The 15,999-nt window shown below is 68.8% G+C and carries 16 protein-coding genes; 3 read left to right on the top strand and 13 right to left on the bottom strand.

Annotated elements, in window-relative coordinates:
• Positions 1-134: 134 nt before the first annotated feature.
• Entirely contained in the window at positions 135-350 is a 216-nt protein-coding gene (locus tag HYG95_RS19030) for a hypothetical protein (protein ID WP_181699582.1), read from the bottom strand.
• Between the two features lie 68 nt (positions 351-418).
• Positions 419-751 carry a TfoX/Sxy family protein gene (locus tag HYG95_RS19025; RefSeq protein ID WP_181699580.1) on the bottom strand — a complete coding sequence of 111 codons (333 nt, stop codon included), beginning with the start codon at positions 749-751 and terminating at the stop codon, positions 419-421.
• Positions 752-898: 147 nt separating this feature from the next.
• Here HYG95_RS19025 and HYG95_RS19020 point away from each other — a divergent pair, with 147 nt between their 5' ends.
• Positions 899-1,327: an Ig-like domain-containing protein gene (locus HYG95_RS19020; protein ID WP_181699578.1), complete on the top strand. Its 429-nt coding sequence runs from the start codon at positions 899-901 to the stop codon at positions 1,325-1,327.
• A 56-nt stretch (positions 1,328-1,383) separates the two neighbouring features.
• Here HYG95_RS19020 and HYG95_RS19015 read toward each other — a convergent pair whose 3' ends face one another.
• A complete protein-coding gene (locus tag HYG95_RS19015; RefSeq protein WP_181699576.1) occupies positions 1,384-2,349 on the bottom strand; it encodes an alpha/beta hydrolase family protein in 966 nt (321 codons plus the stop codon).
• Between the two features lie 78 nt (positions 2,350-2,427).
• Positions 2,428-3,360 carry an NAD-dependent epimerase/dehydratase family protein gene (locus HYG95_RS19010; protein ID WP_181699574.1) on the bottom strand — a complete coding sequence of 311 codons (933 nt, stop codon included), beginning with the start codon at positions 3,358-3,360 and terminating at the stop codon, positions 2,428-2,430.
• Positions 3,361-3,457: 97 nt separating this feature from the next.
• Between HYG95_RS19010 and HYG95_RS19005 the strand changes: the two genes are divergently transcribed.
• Complete coding sequence (locus tag HYG95_RS19005; RefSeq protein WP_181699572.1) at positions 3,458-4,405, top strand: GlxA family transcriptional regulator; 948 nt, start codon at positions 3,458-3,460, stop codon at positions 4,403-4,405.
• A gap of 55 nt (positions 4,406-4,460) precedes the next feature.
• On the opposite strand, the gene HYG95_RS19000 is transcribed toward HYG95_RS19005, so the two are convergent.
• The 3 genes from HYG95_RS19000 to HYG95_RS18990 all read right to left on the bottom strand — a co-directional run bounded on the left by HYG95_RS19000 (position 4,461) and on the right by HYG95_RS18990 (position 6,783).
• On the bottom strand, positions 4,461-5,042 hold the full coding sequence (locus tag HYG95_RS19000) for a TetR/AcrR family transcriptional regulator (protein WP_181699570.1): 582 nt from the start codon (positions 5,040-5,042) through the stop codon (positions 4,461-4,463).
• 25 nt (positions 5,043-5,067) lie between these two features.
• Positions 5,068-5,961, bottom strand: a complete 894-nt coding sequence (locus tag HYG95_RS18995) for a hypothetical protein (RefSeq protein ID WP_181699568.1) — start codon at positions 5,959-5,961, stop codon at positions 5,068-5,070.
• Between the two features lie 96 nt (positions 5,962-6,057).
• Positions 6,058-6,783 carry an SDR family oxidoreductase gene (locus HYG95_RS18990; RefSeq protein ID WP_181699566.1) on the bottom strand — a complete coding sequence of 242 codons (726 nt, stop codon included), beginning with the start codon at positions 6,781-6,783 and terminating at the stop codon, positions 6,058-6,060.
• An 87-nt stretch (positions 6,784-6,870) separates the two neighbouring features.
• Here HYG95_RS18990 and HYG95_RS18985 point away from each other — a divergent pair, with 87 nt between their 5' ends.
• The gene (locus HYG95_RS18985; protein ID WP_181699564.1) at positions 6,871-7,758 is read left to right on the top strand and encodes a LysR family transcriptional regulator; all 888 of its coding nucleotides are present in this window, start codon (positions 6,871-6,873) and stop codon (positions 7,756-7,758) included.
• Between the two features lie 296 nt (positions 7,759-8,054).
• On the opposite strand, the gene HYG95_RS18980 is transcribed toward HYG95_RS18985, so the two are convergent.
• The 6 genes from HYG95_RS18980 to HYG95_RS18955 all read right to left on the bottom strand — a co-directional run bounded on the left by HYG95_RS18980 (position 8,055) and on the right by HYG95_RS18955 (position 15,905).
• Complete coding sequence (locus tag HYG95_RS18980) at positions 8,055-8,801, bottom strand: sirohydrochlorin chelatase (protein WP_181699562.1); 747 nt, start codon at positions 8,799-8,801, stop codon at positions 8,055-8,057.
• Positions 8,795-10,033 (bottom strand): uroporphyrinogen-III synthase, encoded by a 1,239-nt coding sequence (locus HYG95_RS18975; RefSeq protein ID WP_181699560.1) that lies wholly within the window; start codon positions 10,031-10,033, stop codon positions 8,795-8,797. Before HYG95_RS18975 ends, HYG95_RS18980 begins: the two co-directional genes overlap by 7 nt.
• A complete protein-coding gene (gene nirD, locus HYG95_RS18970) occupies positions 10,030-10,407 on the bottom strand; it encodes a nitrite reductase small subunit NirD (protein ID WP_067491499.1) in 378 nt (125 codons plus the stop codon). Before nirD ends, HYG95_RS18975 begins: the two co-directional genes overlap by 4 nt.
• A gap of 63 nt (positions 10,408-10,470) precedes the next feature.
• Positions 10,471-13,017 (bottom strand): nitrite reductase large subunit NirB, encoded by a 2,547-nt coding sequence (gene nirB / locus HYG95_RS18965; protein ID WP_181699558.1) that lies wholly within the window; start codon positions 13,015-13,017, stop codon positions 10,471-10,473.
• Between the two features lie 30 nt (positions 13,018-13,047).
• Entirely contained in the window at positions 13,048-14,487 is a 1,440-nt protein-coding gene (locus HYG95_RS18960) for a NarK/NasA family nitrate transporter (protein WP_181699555.1), read from the bottom strand.
• A 266-nt stretch (positions 14,488-14,753) separates the two neighbouring features.
• Entirely contained in the window at positions 14,754-15,905 is a 1,152-nt protein-coding gene (locus HYG95_RS18955; protein WP_255495538.1) for an MFS transporter, read from the bottom strand.
• Positions 15,906-15,999: the final 94 nt, after the last annotated feature.

Below are 15,999 nucleotides of genomic sequence, written 5' to 3'. Positions count from 1 at the left end.
TTCTCACCTGCCCCCGACATCGTGTGCGAGTTCGACGGTAGGCCACTCGGGCGCCACGAGTTTGCTGGTGACGACATCTCGACGTGCTCGTTACCAGATCGACGCAGGCTCTTTGCGTGGCCCACCCCGCCACCTCAGTCGGGCAGGCGTGACATCTCGAGCAGCGTGAGACCGAGGGTGTCGATGCGCGCGAGAATCCCCCGCACAGCGGTGCTGTCGGCGAGCGTGCCGAACAGCGTCGTTGTCCCGGCCGCCGCATGATCGCTGGGAATGAGCTCGGGAAACGCCGCGAGCACACGATCGGACAGTTCGCCCTCGAGGACGAATTGATAGCGCAGCGGCCCGGACATGGTGTCAGTCTGGCAGTTCGTGCCCGGTTCGCACCTCACCCGAGGCGGGTGAAATCGGCGGTGGCCGACTATTTGCTGGGCAGGGCTTCGGCGAAGGCGACGCCGCGAGTCACCCAGTCCCGCAGCGACGCATCGTCATCGACCGCCTCGGCGGTGACGCGTAACCAGCCGCTGAGCTCGCGACCACCCATCACCATCGGCGACACCGCGGATCCGTCGAGCAGCGCGTCGCCTTCGGCCGGGTCCACACGCACCAGCAACCCGCCCTGTCCGCTGGCGGCGACGGCCATGTTGCCGCCGATCAGGAACGCGAGCCCACCGAACATCTTCTTCTCGGCGAGATCGGCCCGAGGGTAGACGATCTCCCGGATCCGCTCGGCGAGTTCCTCGTCGTATGCCATGGGCCGAGTATGCGCCGGGACACCGACAGATTGCGCCCGGCTTTCCCGGCTCCCCAAATTTTAAACACCTCTTTTTCTGTTTTGCGGACCGCGGCCGAACCCACTGGCTAATCTCGCGCTCACCACAGCTCGACACAGGAGAACACCATGCAGACCTACCAGGCACGGCGCACCGGCTTCGGCCTCACGGCTTTCACCGCGATCGCGGCGGCCGCCGTGCTGACGGCACCGCAGGCCTCGGCGCTCGTCCAGAGCATCGCGGTGAGCGGCACCACCCACTACGTGGGCACGCCCTACACCGTGACGGCCGACGTCACCGCCACCTCGTTCCTGTTCAAGGTGACCTTCACCGACAACGGCACGCAGATCGGCGAGCCGGTTGTGGTCAGGGACGGCAAGGCGACCATCAGCTGGACACCGTCCACGCCCGGCGCCCACGAGATCAAGGCGGTGCAGGAACTCATCAGCTCCAAGACCGTCACCGTGCAGGTCTCCGAGAAGCCGACCACCCCGCCCGACGGTGGCGGCACCGGCTCCGCCGACCTGGGCGGACTGCTCACCGGTTCGGCGAGCTAGCCGCGGACACGACGACGGCCGCCACGTGCTGCGTGGCGGCCGTCGTCGTGTGTGGTTCAGATGCCGAGGGCGGCGGCGAACATCGGCCAGGAGTCGTGCACGTCGTCCTGCCAGTACGGCCAGGCGTGCGTGCCCGCGGCCCGGAACCGGACATCGGCGGGGATACCGAGCTGACCGAGGCGACCGACCAGCGGTCCCGAGCAGCTGCCGACGACGGCTTCCATGGTGCCGCCGACCAGGACCCGGTCGAGCAGCACACCGACATTGCCCGCGATGCTCGGATCGTTGAGCGCCTCGTGCGGGCCGGGGGCACCGTTGCCCGAGGACAGGTACACCGAGGTGCCACGCAACCGATCCGCATGCAGCACAGGGTCGTTGGCCACCCACGCCGGGTCGCCGGGGCCGCCCCACATGTTGTCGGCATTGGCGCCGAAGGTGGCGAGCTGGGAACGGACGAGGGTCTGGGCCAGCGGATTCGCGGTCTGGGTACAACCGCTGAACGCGCCGACCGCGCGGTAGCGGCCCGGTGCGGCGATGGCCAGGTTCAGTGCCGAGGTGGCCGACATCGACAGTCCCGCCACGCCGTTGGCGCCGGTCATGCCGAAGCGGTCGTCGAGCAGCGGGGGCAGCTCGCTGGTGAGGAAGGTGGTCCACTTGTTGCGGCCGAGAACCGGGTCGTCACGTTGCCAGTCGGTGTACATGCTGGCCCGGCCGCCGATCGGGACGATCACATTCACCGGCTTGTCGGCGAAGAAGTCGACCACATCGGTGCGCCGCATCCACGGCCCGCCGCTCTCCCCGCCGTCGACGGCATTGAGCAGATACAGCGCGGGCGCGCCGGGACCGGGATGTGACATCCACAGGGTGATCGGCCGGTTCATCGCCGCCGAATGGACGACGACCTCGAACTGCCTGCCGCCGAGCGGCCGGACGTCGAGGATCGATGAGTTCGCCGACGCCGCAGGTGAGTAGGCCACACCGCAGCCGAGCAGGACGAGCAGACAGCACAACAGCCGACGCATGCGCACGAGTGTGCCGCATCGATCCATAGATACCCTGCATTGACCGCGATTGTGTCCGTGTCGTCCGGTATGGGTGGGCTACGGCGTTTCGGCCGGTACCCGGGCGGCGCGGACGATGCCGGCGAGGACGTCGTCGATGCCGGTGGCGGTGAGGCCGAAGGTGGTGCGCACAGCTGTGTCGTCGACCAGGAAGTCGCGGCGCGACATGTGCGCGGTCTCCAGCAGTTCGGGCCAGAACGGGTCGTCGCGGCCGAGTTCGAGGATCTCGTCGTCGGTCATCTCGGTGAGCACGGGAGCCGGTGCGTCCGCGAGCTCCGCGAGACGGGTCGCGAGGGTACGGATGGTCGTCGTGACGACCGGAGCGTGCCAGGCGCGACCCCACGCACGACCGTCGCCGGCCACGGTGACCAGTGCCCGTGCGGCGTCGTCGACGACGGTGAACGCGTGCGCGAGATCGAGGCCCTGTGGCACGCTCGCGGGTTCGCCCGCCAGGACCGCGGGCTGCACGAGCAGGGAGAACAGGGAGACGGCGCCGACACCGACGAACTGACCCGCGCGCACCTCGGTGACGCGGACCCGGCCCGCCCGATGGGCGTCGAGCGCGTCGGTCCACACCTGGGCGCGAACACGACCCTTGGCACCGGTGGCCGCGAGCGGGGCGGTTTCGTCCACCACGCCCTCCACGGGTCCGTAGGCGTAGTGGTTGCCGAGCAGCACCAGGTCGGCGCCGGCCGCTTCGGTCGCCGCCCTGATCGAATCGAACAGGGGCGGAAGGGTTTCCGGCCAGGTGTGGTAGGCGGGCATGGCGCAGTTGAAGACGGTGCGGGCACCTCGGGCGAGGTCGGTCAGGGCGGCGGTGTCGGTGGCGTCGAGCGCGATCAGCTCCACGTTCGGGTGGGTGGGGCCGAGCCCGCCTCGGCTCACCATGCGCACCCGCTCCCCCGCTTCGGCGAGCAGCAGTGCGGTGGCTGTCGCGACGCCGCCACGACCGACGATCACATTCAAAGACACGGTATTTCCTTTCCCAACAGGATGTTTCGTCCAACGATGCCGGGCGGAGCCGGGCTACACTAGTGGCCGGAATGCCAGCTATCCCAAGGATCAGGCCATGAAGACGATCGCGGTGGTCGCCGTCGCGCCGGTGAAGGCGTTCGACCTGTCCATGCCCGAGACCCTGATGGGTTCGGTGCTCGTCGACAACGAACCCGGGTATCGGGTGGTGGTGTGTACGGCGGAACCAGGTGTATTGCCCTCCACGCCAGGCGGATTCGACGTGGTCGTCCGGCACGGGCTGGCGGTGCTCGATGAGGCCGACACCGTGATCGTGCCGAGCACCGGCAGTCGCACCGGCGCCGACCCGGTCACCCTCGCCGCGCTGCGAGCGGCCGTCGCACGTGGCGTGCACGTCACCTCGATCTGCAGCGGCGCCTTCGTTCTCGCGCAGGCGGGGTTGCTCGACGGGCGCACCGCCACAACGCATTGGGGGCTGGCCGAGGAACTGGCCACGGCATATCCGCTGGTCTCGGTGCGGGCCGATGCGCTGTTCATCGAGGACGGGCCGGTCACCACGGCGGCGGGGGCCGCGGCCGGGATCGACCTGTGCCTGCACCTGATTCGCACCGACTACGGCGCCACCGTCGCCAACGCGGCCGCCCGGGCCGCCGTGGTGACGCCGGTGCGGCCGGGTGGGCAGGCCCAGTTCGTCGACACCGCACTACCGCCCGACGAGGATCTCTCGCTCTCGGCCACCCGCGCCTGGGCCATGCAGCGCCTCGACACTCCCCTGTCGTTGCGCGATCTCGCCGCACATGCCCGGACCAGTGTGCGCACGCTGACCCGGCGGTTCCACGAGGAAACCGGGCTCAGTCCACAGAAGTGGTTGCTGCATCAGCGTATTCATCGCGCGCGCGAACTGCTCGAATCCACGACTTTGCCGATCGAACTGGTCGCCCGGCACAGCGGGATGGGGACGGCGGAGTCGTTGCGCCAGCACATGATCCGTCAGCTCGGTGTGCCGCCGAGTGTCTATCGCGCCAACTTCGCCACGGTTCGGTGAATCGTCGACGAACCGACTTCCGAGCTACAGCGGTGTCGCACCAACGCAGGCGGCGTCAGCTGAGGAGCGTGGTGACGATGCGGTTGGCGTCGCGCAGGCGAGCGGCGGCGTTCGGGGTGCGTTCGAGCACCCAGACACCCTGGAGGAAGACGAGCAAGAACCGGGCGAGAGCGCGTGGGTCGCTGTCGGGAGCGAGTTCGGCCTGGGCGCGGGCGCGGGTGAGAGCGCCGGTCAGCGCGGTTTCGGTACGCGCCCAACTGGATTCGACCGCCCTGGCGACCTCCTGATCACGGGCGGCCAGCTCCACCGCCGATGTGGTGACCAGGCAGCCGAGGAAACGGTCCTCGGCGCACGACTCGCGCACGAACTCGTCGATCAGCGCGCGCACGGCGGGCAGCGCCGGCCCGGGCACGGACAGCTGCGCGGTGACCCGTTCGTCGACGACCTCCAGGTGCCGCTGCAGTGCCCGCATGAACAGGTCGTGCTTGTTGCCGAAGGTGGCGTAGATGGAACCCCTTGCTATGCCGAGATGCTCGGTGAGATCGGCCATCGAGGTCGACTCGTACCCGCGCTCCCAGAACAGATCGAGTGCGCGGCCCAGTACCACATCGGGGTCGAATTCCTTGGTGCGCGCCACTGTTCGAGCCTAACAGCGCCGCTGGTCAGCGGGGTCCCGCGAGCGGGTACTGCGGGTAGGCCGGGCGGGCAGGTGCGAAGAAGGGCGCCGACTTCGGGTTCCAGAGCAGCACAACAGCTCCGAGCCCGACGGCGAAACCCGCGAGATTGAATGCCAGCGCACCCGCGGTGACCCCCAGGTCCGCCACCACCCCGAGTACCGCGTAGAGCGTCGAGAGCACGTTCAACCCGAAGAACACCGTCGAGGTGATCCGCGCCCAGTTCTTCCCGGCCCGGCACGCGAACGCCATCCAGATCCACAGCCCCACAGTGATCAGCGCCCCGACCACCGTCGCACCGACCGTCGCGTACACGAGGACATCGAGACTCGAGCCGCGGAACATGCCATCGGAGGAGTCGAGAAGGGTCGTGCGAACGGTGTCGATATCGGTGAGCGAATACGCCCCACCGAGAAACGACACCGCCGCCCCGACCAACATCACGATGAACGCCATCCGGATGTTCTCCGGAACCACCCGCGGCTCGGTCTCCGCCGGCTCGGGCACATACGCGGGATACGGCGCAGCCGAATACCCCGGCCCGACCGGCTGCTGCCCAGCCACATAGGGCTGCCCCGTAGCGGCGCCGGGCGGGAACTGCGCGCCGATCGCCTGCCCGGGCGGATAGGTCTGGCCGCCCGGCTGCCGGCCGGGAACATAAGACTGCCCCGTAGCTGAGCCGGGCGCGAACTGCTGCCCGGGCGCAGGCTGACCTACCGCGGGCACCGGTCCCTGCGGCTGACCCGGCGCATACGGGTGCTGACCCGGTGCGAACGCCGCGGTTGCTGGGGCAGGCGGCTGCGGGACGGCCACTTCGTCGGCGGGGTACGACGTCAGTTCGTTCGGCTCCTGCGCGTACTGCTTGTCGTCCGAACCGGACATGACCGGGTACCCCCTTCGATGGAAACCACACCACCCTATCGCGACCGGCACCCCACTGCCGCCTCCGAAGCGGTGCCCCGTCGCACCTGCGCACAGCTACCAGGCGACGGTTCCCCGATCGTCGAAGAAGCCGCCTCGGGGACCGTCGTCGGGGAGGGTGGCGAGGCGCAGGGCGATCGCGGCGCCCTGCTCGGGCGTGCGTTCCCCGGCGAATCCGGTGAAGTCGGTGGCGACGTAACCGGGGCAGGCCAGGTTCACGATGATGTTCGTGTCGGCGAACCGGCGAGCGTACTGGGCCGTGACGCTGTTGAGCATCGACTTGGACGGTGCGTAGGCGGCCATGACCGGCCCGGTCCGCAGCGTCAGCGAGCCCATATTGCTCGACATGTTGACGATCCGGGGCGCGGCGGCACGACTGAGCAGCGGGAGCATCGCGTTCGTCACCCGAATCACCCCGAACACGTTCGTTTCCAGGACCGTGCGCAGGACACCCAGGTCGAGGGTTGTGGGGTCCTGTGCGCCGTCCTCGAACCGGCCCGCGATCCCGGCGTTGTTGACGAGCACGTCGAGTCGCCCCGCTCGTTCCTCGATGCTCGCGGCCGCGGCGGTGACACTCTCGTCGGAGGTCACATCGAGGGCGACGCCGAACGCGTCTATGCCCTCGGCACGCAACCGCGCCACGGCCTCCCCACGTCGGGTCTCGTCGCGCGCTCCCACCGCGACCGCGAAGCCGAGAGATCCGAGACCTTCGGCGATGGCGAAGCCGATGCCCTTGTTCGCGCCGGTGACCAGCGCTGTCCTGGTGTTGTTCACGCACTCCATGCTCGGCGCGCGATATCCGTTGCGTCCAATATTGATCGGGTACCTCGAGATACCCGGCGGGTATCACCGGGCGGATACAGTGGGCGCGTGGACGACCTGGAGACCCGTGAGCTGCGGTACTTCGTGGCGGTGGCCGAGGAACTGCACTTCGGGCGTGCCGCCCAGCGGCTCGGGATCGCGCAGCCGCCGCTCTCCCGGGCGATCCGGCAGCTGGAACGTCGGCTCGGCGTCCAGCTGCTCGACCGGGACCGGCGGGGCGTGGCGCTGACCGGCGCGGGCGATGTGCTGCTGCACGAAGCCCGCCTGGCCCTGGACGCCGTCGCGGCTGCTGCCCGACGGACCCGGCGGGCGGCGGATCGGCAGCGACCCCTGGTGCTGGTGACGAAAGCCGGTGCGTCGCACGAGCTGCTGCAACGGCTTCTCGCCGCGTCGGCGGCCCGCTCCGATACGGCACCGGTGGAAGTTCTCCTGTGCGAGGTCGGTGAGCAGGCACGATTCCTGCGCAACGGGCGCGCGGACGTGGCCTTGATGCACCGACCGGTCGATGACCTCGCCGGGTTCGACACCGAAGACATCTGCACCGAGGGCCAGGTCGCCCTCCTCCCGGCACGACATCCGCTCGCCGCGCGTCCACAGCTCACCCTCGCGGACGTGGCCGACGTGCCAGGTCTTCCCATCGCGCGATGGCCCCGGCTCGACGGCTCCTACCCCGACGGCCCCGGGCCCGAAGTGCGCACCCAGTCACAACTCGCGCAGCTCGTGGCGCTCGGCAAGACCCTGCTCGTCATCCCGGCCTCGAGCCGCGCCTGGCAGTGGCCCGACCATGTCGCGGTGCCCGTCGTCGACGCCCCGAAGATCACCACCGTGCTCGCCTGGCCTGCCGACGACCGCTCACCGGCCATCGCCGCACTGGCCCGGGCCGCGGCCGAGGTTCGCACCATGCCACCAGCTGCGGCCCAGACAGCGGCACGGTAACGGACCACCGCGGGTACGGAACGCCTAGCGGACGACCGCAGGTGCGACACACCCAGCGGAGGACCGCAGGTACGGAACGCCTAGCGGACAACTGCAGGTGCGACACACCCAGCGGACGACCGCCGGTGCGGAACGCCTAGCGGACGACTGCTGGTGCGGAACGCCTAGCGGACAACTGCATGTGCGACACACCCAGCGGACGACTGCTGGTGCGGAACCGCCGGCGGACGATGGCGGGCACAGCACAGTAACGGACGATCGCGCGTGTTTTCACGGCGTGCCCGAAAGCACAACTCCTAGTGGACGTTCGCGCGGACGAGTTCGTGAGCGGCGGTGCGGTAGCGGTCGGCGATGAGACGGACTACCGCAGGGTGGACGCCGATCGGTTCGGCGACGCCATCGGCGCCCGCGTCGTGCAGGCGCTGATGGAATAGACCGTGGGCCAGCAGATACGACGCGATGAACACTCGCTGCGAGCCCGATTCGCGCAGGGCAGCAACAACTTCCGGAACGCGCGGGGCGCCGGTGGCCACGTAGGCGATCCGAACCGGTGCGGCGAGCTGCTCGGCGAGCATCCCGGCCGCGCGCCGAACATCCTGGCGCGCACGGGAATCCGATGAACCGGCGGCTGCGAAGACCACCGCGTCACCGGGCTGCCAACCGGCCGCGCGCAGGCGCATCGCCATGATCCTGGTCAGTGCTGGATCAGGGCCCATGGCGGGCGTGACCGCGACGGTGGCGTGGCCGCTCTCGGCGACCTCACGCGGAACGTCTTGATACACGTGGTATCCCGAGGCCAGGAATGCCGGGACCACCACGGCCGGGCCGTCGAGATCACGCAGCACCTCCGACGGCGACGGGCCGAGCACATCGACGAAAGCGGTGCGCAGCAACGGGTTCGGGCCGGTGGTGTCCATGCCGCGGCCGAGTTCGGTGCCGACCGCGTCGGCGAGGGCCGCGATCATCTCCACCCCGCGCGCACTGCGGGTGCCGTGCGCGACGAGCACGAGGGCCGGCTCACCCGGCCGCGCCGCGCTCACCACACCCCGATCGTCTGGGTCCGCGCCGACCGTGCGGGCGTGCCGATGCCCGCGGCATGCGGCGGCTGCACCGGCGGACGCGACGGCGCGTCGGAGCAGTCGGCCGCGTCGAGAGCGAGTCGATAACCGCGCTTCACCACGGTCTGAATGGCTTTCGGTGTGCCGAGTCCCGCGCGCAGGCGGGCGATCGCGGTTTCCACCGCATGGGTGTCGTCGCCACCGCCGGGCAGCGCCGACAGCAGATCCTCGCGCGAGACCACCCGCCCGGGCTGACGCGCCAGCGACCGCATCAACGCCATCGGCGCCGGAGCGAGCTGACGCACCTCACCGTCGACGACAACACAGCCACCGCGCACGCTGATGTGGTGCCCGGCCGCGTAGATCCGGTTGGCCCGGCGCGGCAGTTCCTCGGCCACGTGGCGGGCGAGCGCACCGAGCCGCGCCCGGCCGGGCATGGTCGTCGGCACGCCGAGTTCTTCCAGCGGCGCGGCGGTGATCGGACCGACACAGGCGGCGAGCACCCTTCCACGCAGGGCGTGCAGCACCGACTCGAGCAGCCCGGTTTCCTTGGCGCGCATGAGAAGTGAGGCCACGGCGGGGGCGCTGGTGAAGGTGACGCAGTCGAGGCTGCCGGAGATGATCGAGTCGATCATCGAGTCCATCGGCCCGCGATCGGCCGGGGGTTCCCACCGGTACACCGGCACCGGAACCACATCGGCGCCCGCGCAGCGCAGCACCTCGCAGAAGTCGGGTACCGGTTCCCACTCGGTGGTCGCGCCGTGCAACTGCACGGCGATCCGCACGCCCTCCACGCCCTCGGCGAGCAGGTGGTCGAGCACCTCGGCCGACGACTCGGACGCGGGCGACCACTCCTCGCGCAGTTCCGCGGCCCGGATGGCGCCCTTGGCCTTGGGTCCACGGGCGAGCATGCGGGTGGCGGCGAGGGTGTCACGTAGCGTCTCGGCCAATCCCCAGCCCTCGGCGGCCTCCATCCAGCCACGGAAACCGATGCCGGTGGTGGCCACGGTGATGGCGGGCGGGTCGGCGATGAGCTGTTCGGTGACCCGCTCGAGTTCGGTGTCGTCGGCGAGCGGGATGATGCGGATGGCGGGCGCGCTCACCACGGTGGCGCCACGGCGGGTGAGCAGGGTGCCGAATTCCTCGGCGCGACGAGCAGCGGTGATACCGATGGTGAAACCGGCGAGACAGGGTCCCGCTTCGGGCACAGAGTTCATGAAGTCACCGGTTCGTTCGACACCGAGACGATGCCGGCGTCGAGCCGCACGGCATACACCGGCAGCGACTGGGTCTCGTCGTCGAGGCAGCGGCCGTCGATCAGCGAGAAGGCCTGCTTGAGCAGGGGCGAGGCGACCACGGGTACCCCGCCTCGGTCGCCGACGATGCCGCGCGACATGACCGCGGCCCGGCCGAACGGATCGACATTGCCCACGGCGGCCAGCGTGCCGTCGGGTAGCAGGAACAGGGCGGCCTGCTTGCCGCCGTCGAGCAGGACCGCAACGCCGCGTCCCGGAATAAGGAAATCGAGTCGGCACGCCTGGGTCCAGGTCGTGGTCTCGGTGGTGATGGTGGGTGTGTCGATAACGGTCATCGGTTCCTCCTCCGAACGCCTTACCTATTGGTACAGGCGCCCTGTTTCCACAGGGTTAAGCGCTTATTTCCCGGCTGCTGCTGTGTCCGAGCCAACACCGGCGGGCATCCCCGGCAGACCGAGAAGCACTGGCACCTTGCGTTCGCCGCTCTCGTCGAAGGCGATCGTGGGATCGGCTTCGTCAGGGGCATTGACGAAGGAGACGAAGCGGGACAGCTTGTTCTCGTCCTCGAGCACCGCGGCCCACTCGTCCTTGTATCCGTCGACGTGCTTGGCCATGGCGGCCTCGAGGTCGGCGGCGATGCCGAGGCTGTCGTCGCACACGACGGCCTTCAGGTAGTCCATGCCACCTTCGAGTGCCTCCTGCCAGGGCGCGGTGCGCTGCAGGCGGTCGGCGGTGCGGATGTAGAACATCAGGTAGCGGTCGATGTAGCGGATCAGCGTCTCGTCGTCGAGGTCGCCGGCGAGCAGCACGGCGTGCTTGGGGGTGAGACCACCGTTGCCGCCGACATAGAGGTTCCAGCCGTTCTCGGTGGCGATCACGCCGACGTCCTTGCCACGGGCTTCGGCGCATTCACGCGCGCAGCCCGACACGGCCAGCTTCAGCTTGTGCGGCGAACGCAGGCCGCGGTAACGCTTCTCGAGCAGCACGGCCATGCCGACCGAGTCCTGCTGACCGTAGCGGCACCAGGTGGAACCGACGCAACTCTTCACGGTGCGCAGCGACTTGCCGTAGGCGTGCCCGGATTCCATGCCCGCGTCGACCAGGCGCTTCCAGATCAGCGGCAGCTGCTCGACGCGCGCGCCGAACAGGTCGATGCGCTGACCACCGGTGACCTTCACGTACAGGTCGAATTCCTTGGCGACCTCGCCGATCACGATCAGCTGCTCGGCGGTCACCTCACCACCGGGCATACGCGGCACCACCGAGTAGGTGCCGTTCTTCTGCAGGTTGGCCAGGAAATGATCGTTGGTGTCCTGCAGCGCTGCCTGCTCGCCCTCGAGGATGTGGTCGCTCGAGGTGGAGGCGAGGATCGAGGCGACGGTCGGCTTGCAGATATCGCAGCCCGAACCCTTGCCGTGCTTGGCGATCAGCTCCGAGAAGGTACGGATACCGGTGACATTCACGATGTCGAACAGTTCGGCACGCGACTGCTCGAAGTGCTCGCACAGCGCCTTCGACAGCGCGACACCGGACTGCTCCAGCAGCTTCTTGATCATCGGCACACAGCCACCGCAGGAGGTACCCGCGTTGGTGCAGCCCTTCACGGCCGGGATATCGCAGGCGCCCTCGGCGATGGCGCCGCAGATGGCGCCCTTGCTCACGTTGTTGCAGGAGCAGATCTGCGCGTCGTCGGGCAGCGCGTCGGCGCCCAGTTCGGCGCCGGCCGGGGAGATCAGCGAGGCCGGGTCGGCGGGCAGCGGACGCCCGACCAGCGGGCGAAGCGCGGCGTAGGCCGAGGCGTCGCCGACGAGGATGCCGCCGAGCAGGATCTCGGCGTTGTCGGAGACGACGAGCTTGGCGTAGGTGCCCTTGGCGGCGTCGTGCAGCACCACCGACAGCGCGCCCTCGGTGGTGGCGTGCGCGTCACCGAAGGAGGCCACGTCGACGCCCATCAGCTTCAGCTTGGTCGACATGTCGGCACCGGGGAACTCGCCCGCACCGCCGAGCAGGCGGTCGGCGACGATCTCGGCGGTGGTGTAACCGGGGGCGACCAGGCCGTAGCAGACACCTTCGACGGCGGCGCATTCACCGATGGCGTAGATGTCGGGGTCCGAGGACCGCAGGCCCAGATCGGTGAGAATGCCTCCGCGCGGGCCGATTTCGAGCCCGGCCTCCTTGGCGACGGAGTCGTGCGGGCGAATACCGGCGGAGAACACCACGAGCGAGGCGTGGATCTCCGACTCGTCGGACAGGTGCAGCTTGACCCCGCCGGTCTCCTCCTCGATCGACTCGATCTTGGCGGTGCCGACGCCCGTGTGCACGTTCAGGCCGATGTCGGAGACCAGCTTCTCCAGGATCGCGCCACCACCGGCGTCGACCTGTGCGGGCATCAGGCGGTCGTTGTACTCGATGACGTGCGGGGTCATGCCCATCAGGCGCAGCGCGTTGGCCGCCTCCAGGCCGAGCAGACCACCGCCGATCACCACACCGTGCGCGCCGGGGCCGGCCTTCTCGGCCGCGGCGCGGATGCCGTCGAGGTCCTCGATGGTGCGGTAGACGAAGCACTCGGGCAGGTCGTGGCCGGGCACCGGCGGCACGAAGGCGTAGGAACCGGTGGCCATCACCAGCGCGTCGTAGGCGATGACGTCACCGGTGGAGGTGGTGACGGTCTTGGCCGCGCGGTCGATGGACTCGCCGCGCTGGCCGAGCCGCAGCTCCACCAGCTCGTCGCCGGAGTACATGTTGCCTGGCAGCGCCAGGTCGTCGGGGTTCCAGTTGCCGACGTAGTAGGACAGGCCGACGCGGTCGTAGGCGGGCAGCTTCTCCTCGGAGAGCACGACCACGCGCCACTGTCCGGCGTCGTCGCGCGAGCGAAGGGCCTCGACGAAGCGGTGTCCGACCATGCCGTGGCCGACCACGACCACTGTCTTGCGAGTGCTGTTCATGAGAGTGACCTCCTGGATTGTGGTCGGTTGTCAGCGAGCCGACGAAGTGCTGGATTCGGCCTCGAGGACCAGGGATTCGGCCTCGGCCACGACATCGGAGTCGACGGCGGCGCGGGGGCGGCGCAGGAACACCGTCCAGGTGACCGCGGCGCAGACCACGTAGAAGGCGAGGAACACCCAGAACGCGGTGGTCGCCGAGGCGGTGCTGGCGTAGGAGGAGCGCAGCACCATGTTGATGCCGACGCCGCCGAGGGCACCGATGGCGCCGACGAAACCGATCAGGGCGCCGGAGGTGTTCTGCGACCAAGCGGCCTGTTCGGCGCGCGGCAGCGGCAGGCTCTTGGACTTGGCCTCGAACACCGACGGGATGATCTTGGTGACGGCGCCGTTGCCGAAACCCGACAGGATGAACAGGGCGATGAATCCGGCGACCAGGATCGTCATGGTCGATCCGGTGGCGATGCCGTTGTTGCGGTCGGCCAGCGTCGAGGCGAAGATCACGACCAGCGCGGCGGCCATCATGGCGCCGAAGGTGGCGATGGTGACCTTGCTGCCACCGATGCGGTCGGCCATCTTGCCGCCGTAGGGGCGGGCGAGCGAACCGAGCAGCGGACCGATGAACGCGATCGAGGCGGCGTGGATGGCGGCCTGGGTCGCGGTGTCACCACCGGCCTTGAAGCTGATCTGCAGGATCTGGCCGAAGGCGAAGCTGTAGCCGATGAACGAACCGAAGGTGCCGATGTAGAGGAAGGCGATGGCCCAGGACTGCGGCACGCGCAGGGCCTTGAGCATGTAGGACATGTCGGCCTTCTGGTTGGTCAGGTTGTCCATGTACAGCGCGGCACCGACCGCGGTGACACCGACCAGGACCAGGTAGACCGCGCAGATCACGTAGGCGTAGTCGCCACCGAGGGTGACCAGCACGAGCAGGCCGAGCAGCTGGATCACCGGCACGCCGATATTGCCGCCGCCGGCGTTCATGCCGAGCGCCCAGCCCTTGAGCCGCTGCGGGTAGAAGGCGTTGATGTTGGTCATCGAGGAGGCGAAGTTGCCGCCACCGAAGCCGGCGAACGCGGCGACGATCAGGAACGTGGTGTAGGAGGTGCCCGGCTGGTTGACGAAGTACAGCGTCAGCAGCAGCGGGACGAGCAGCAGGAACGCGCTGAAGATGGTCCAGTTGCGCCCGCCGAAGCGGGCCGTTGCCACGGTGTAGGGAATGCGCAGGAACGCGCCGACGAGCGTTGGCATGGCGACGAGGAAGAACTTGCCCGCCGGATCGATGCCGAACTTGTCGGTGGGCATGAACAGCACCATCACCGACCAGATGGACCACACCGAGAAACCGATGTGCTCGGCGATCACCGACCAGATCAGGTTGCGCTTGGCAACGTCCTTGCCGCCGGCCTCCCAGGCCGCGACATCTTCGGCATCCCAGTGCTCGATGTCGTGGTTACGCTTCAGCGTGCTCAAGTTGGGCCTCCCAAAAGTGCGATGGCCCAACGGTAGGAAATGGGTATTGCCGAAATGCTGCGGGAAATTGCGCTTGAATCAACGGTTTCTCACGCCGCCCCGGTCACAGGGGTGAGATCAGCCCTTTTGTTTCGGGCATGTGACACAACGATTTCCGCACGTAAGAAGGCGGCCGGAAATCATTCGAAACGCCCGTGAGGGTGTGATGTAGGTAGCATCGAGCCGAACGCACCATTACGCAACTCGAACGGTGAGTTTTCTTCCGCTCAATTCCAGGTGTCTTCGAGCATGCGCGGTTTGCAGGCCTGCCAGGCGCCGGTGAGGAGCACGCCGAGCGCGACGAGCAGCAGACCGAACGGGGCCAGCCAGCCACCGGTGGCGGTGTGCAGGATGCCGAACAGCAGCGGACCGACACAGGCGACGACGTAACCGACACCCTGGGTGAATCCGGACAGCGCCGCCGAGCCCTGCGGAGTGCGGGTACGCAGGTTGATGAGGGTGAGCGCCATCGGGAAGGTGCTCGGGCCGAGGCCGAGCAGCACCACCCACAACAGCGGCGCGCCCATCGGCGCGATCAGCAGGCCCGCGAACGCGATGACGAACAGCACCATGCACGCGACGACGACCGGGAACGGGTTGCGCATGCGCGAGACGACGGTCGGCGCACCGAGCGCCGGGATCAGGCCGATCAGCGCGAACAGCGCGACCATGTTGCCGCCGAAGGCCGCGCTGGCGCCCGCGTCGGCCAGGATGGTCGGCAGCCAGGTGAACATGGCGTAGGTGGTGAGCGAGGTCATGCCGAACATGCCCGCCATGCCCCAGGCCACCGGGGAACGCCACACTTTGCCTGTGGCCGTCGGTGTTTCGGACGGCAGCGCGGTGATGTCGGCCTTGTCGCGGCCACGGCGGTCGCGCAGGACGACCAGCCACGGCACCGCCGCGGCGAAACCGACGAGCGCCCAAACGCCCATCGAGATGCGCCACCCGTGCGCCTCGGCCAGCGGCACCGCGACGAACGCGGGGATGACCGTGCTCAGCTGCACCATCACGATGTAGAGCGAGGAGATCGACGCCAGCCGATCGGCGAAATACCGCTTGACCAGCGGCGGAATCACCACATTGCCGACGCCCATGCCGAGCAGCGCCACCCCGGACAAGGCGAGCAGCTCGCCGGTGCCGGAGGAGAACACGCGGGCGAGCGAACCGAATCCGGCCAGCAGCATCGCCAGCAGAACCGTGCGCTCCAGCCCGAAACGCCGCACCGCGAACGGGGTGACCAGCCCGGCGACGCCGAACATCGCGGTCGGCAGCATGCCGAACACGCCGACGATGGCGGTGCCGTACCCGATGTCGTCACCGATCTGCTCGGCCAGCGGGCTGAACGCGGTGACGGCGGCGCGCAGGGTGAGCGCCGACATGATGATGGCCGCGAGAACCAGCAGCCGTCCCTCGATCAGCGAGCGGCGGGTGAGCTGCTCGGACTCCGCCTGATCGACCTCGGCGGGCGGATTC

It is taken from the genome of Nocardia sp. GTS18 (assembly GCF_013839555.1).
GTDB lineage: Bacteria > Actinomycetota > Actinomycetes > Mycobacteriales > Mycobacteriaceae > Nocardia > Nocardia rosealba.
This window is presented reverse-complemented; position numbering and strand designations above follow the sequence as displayed.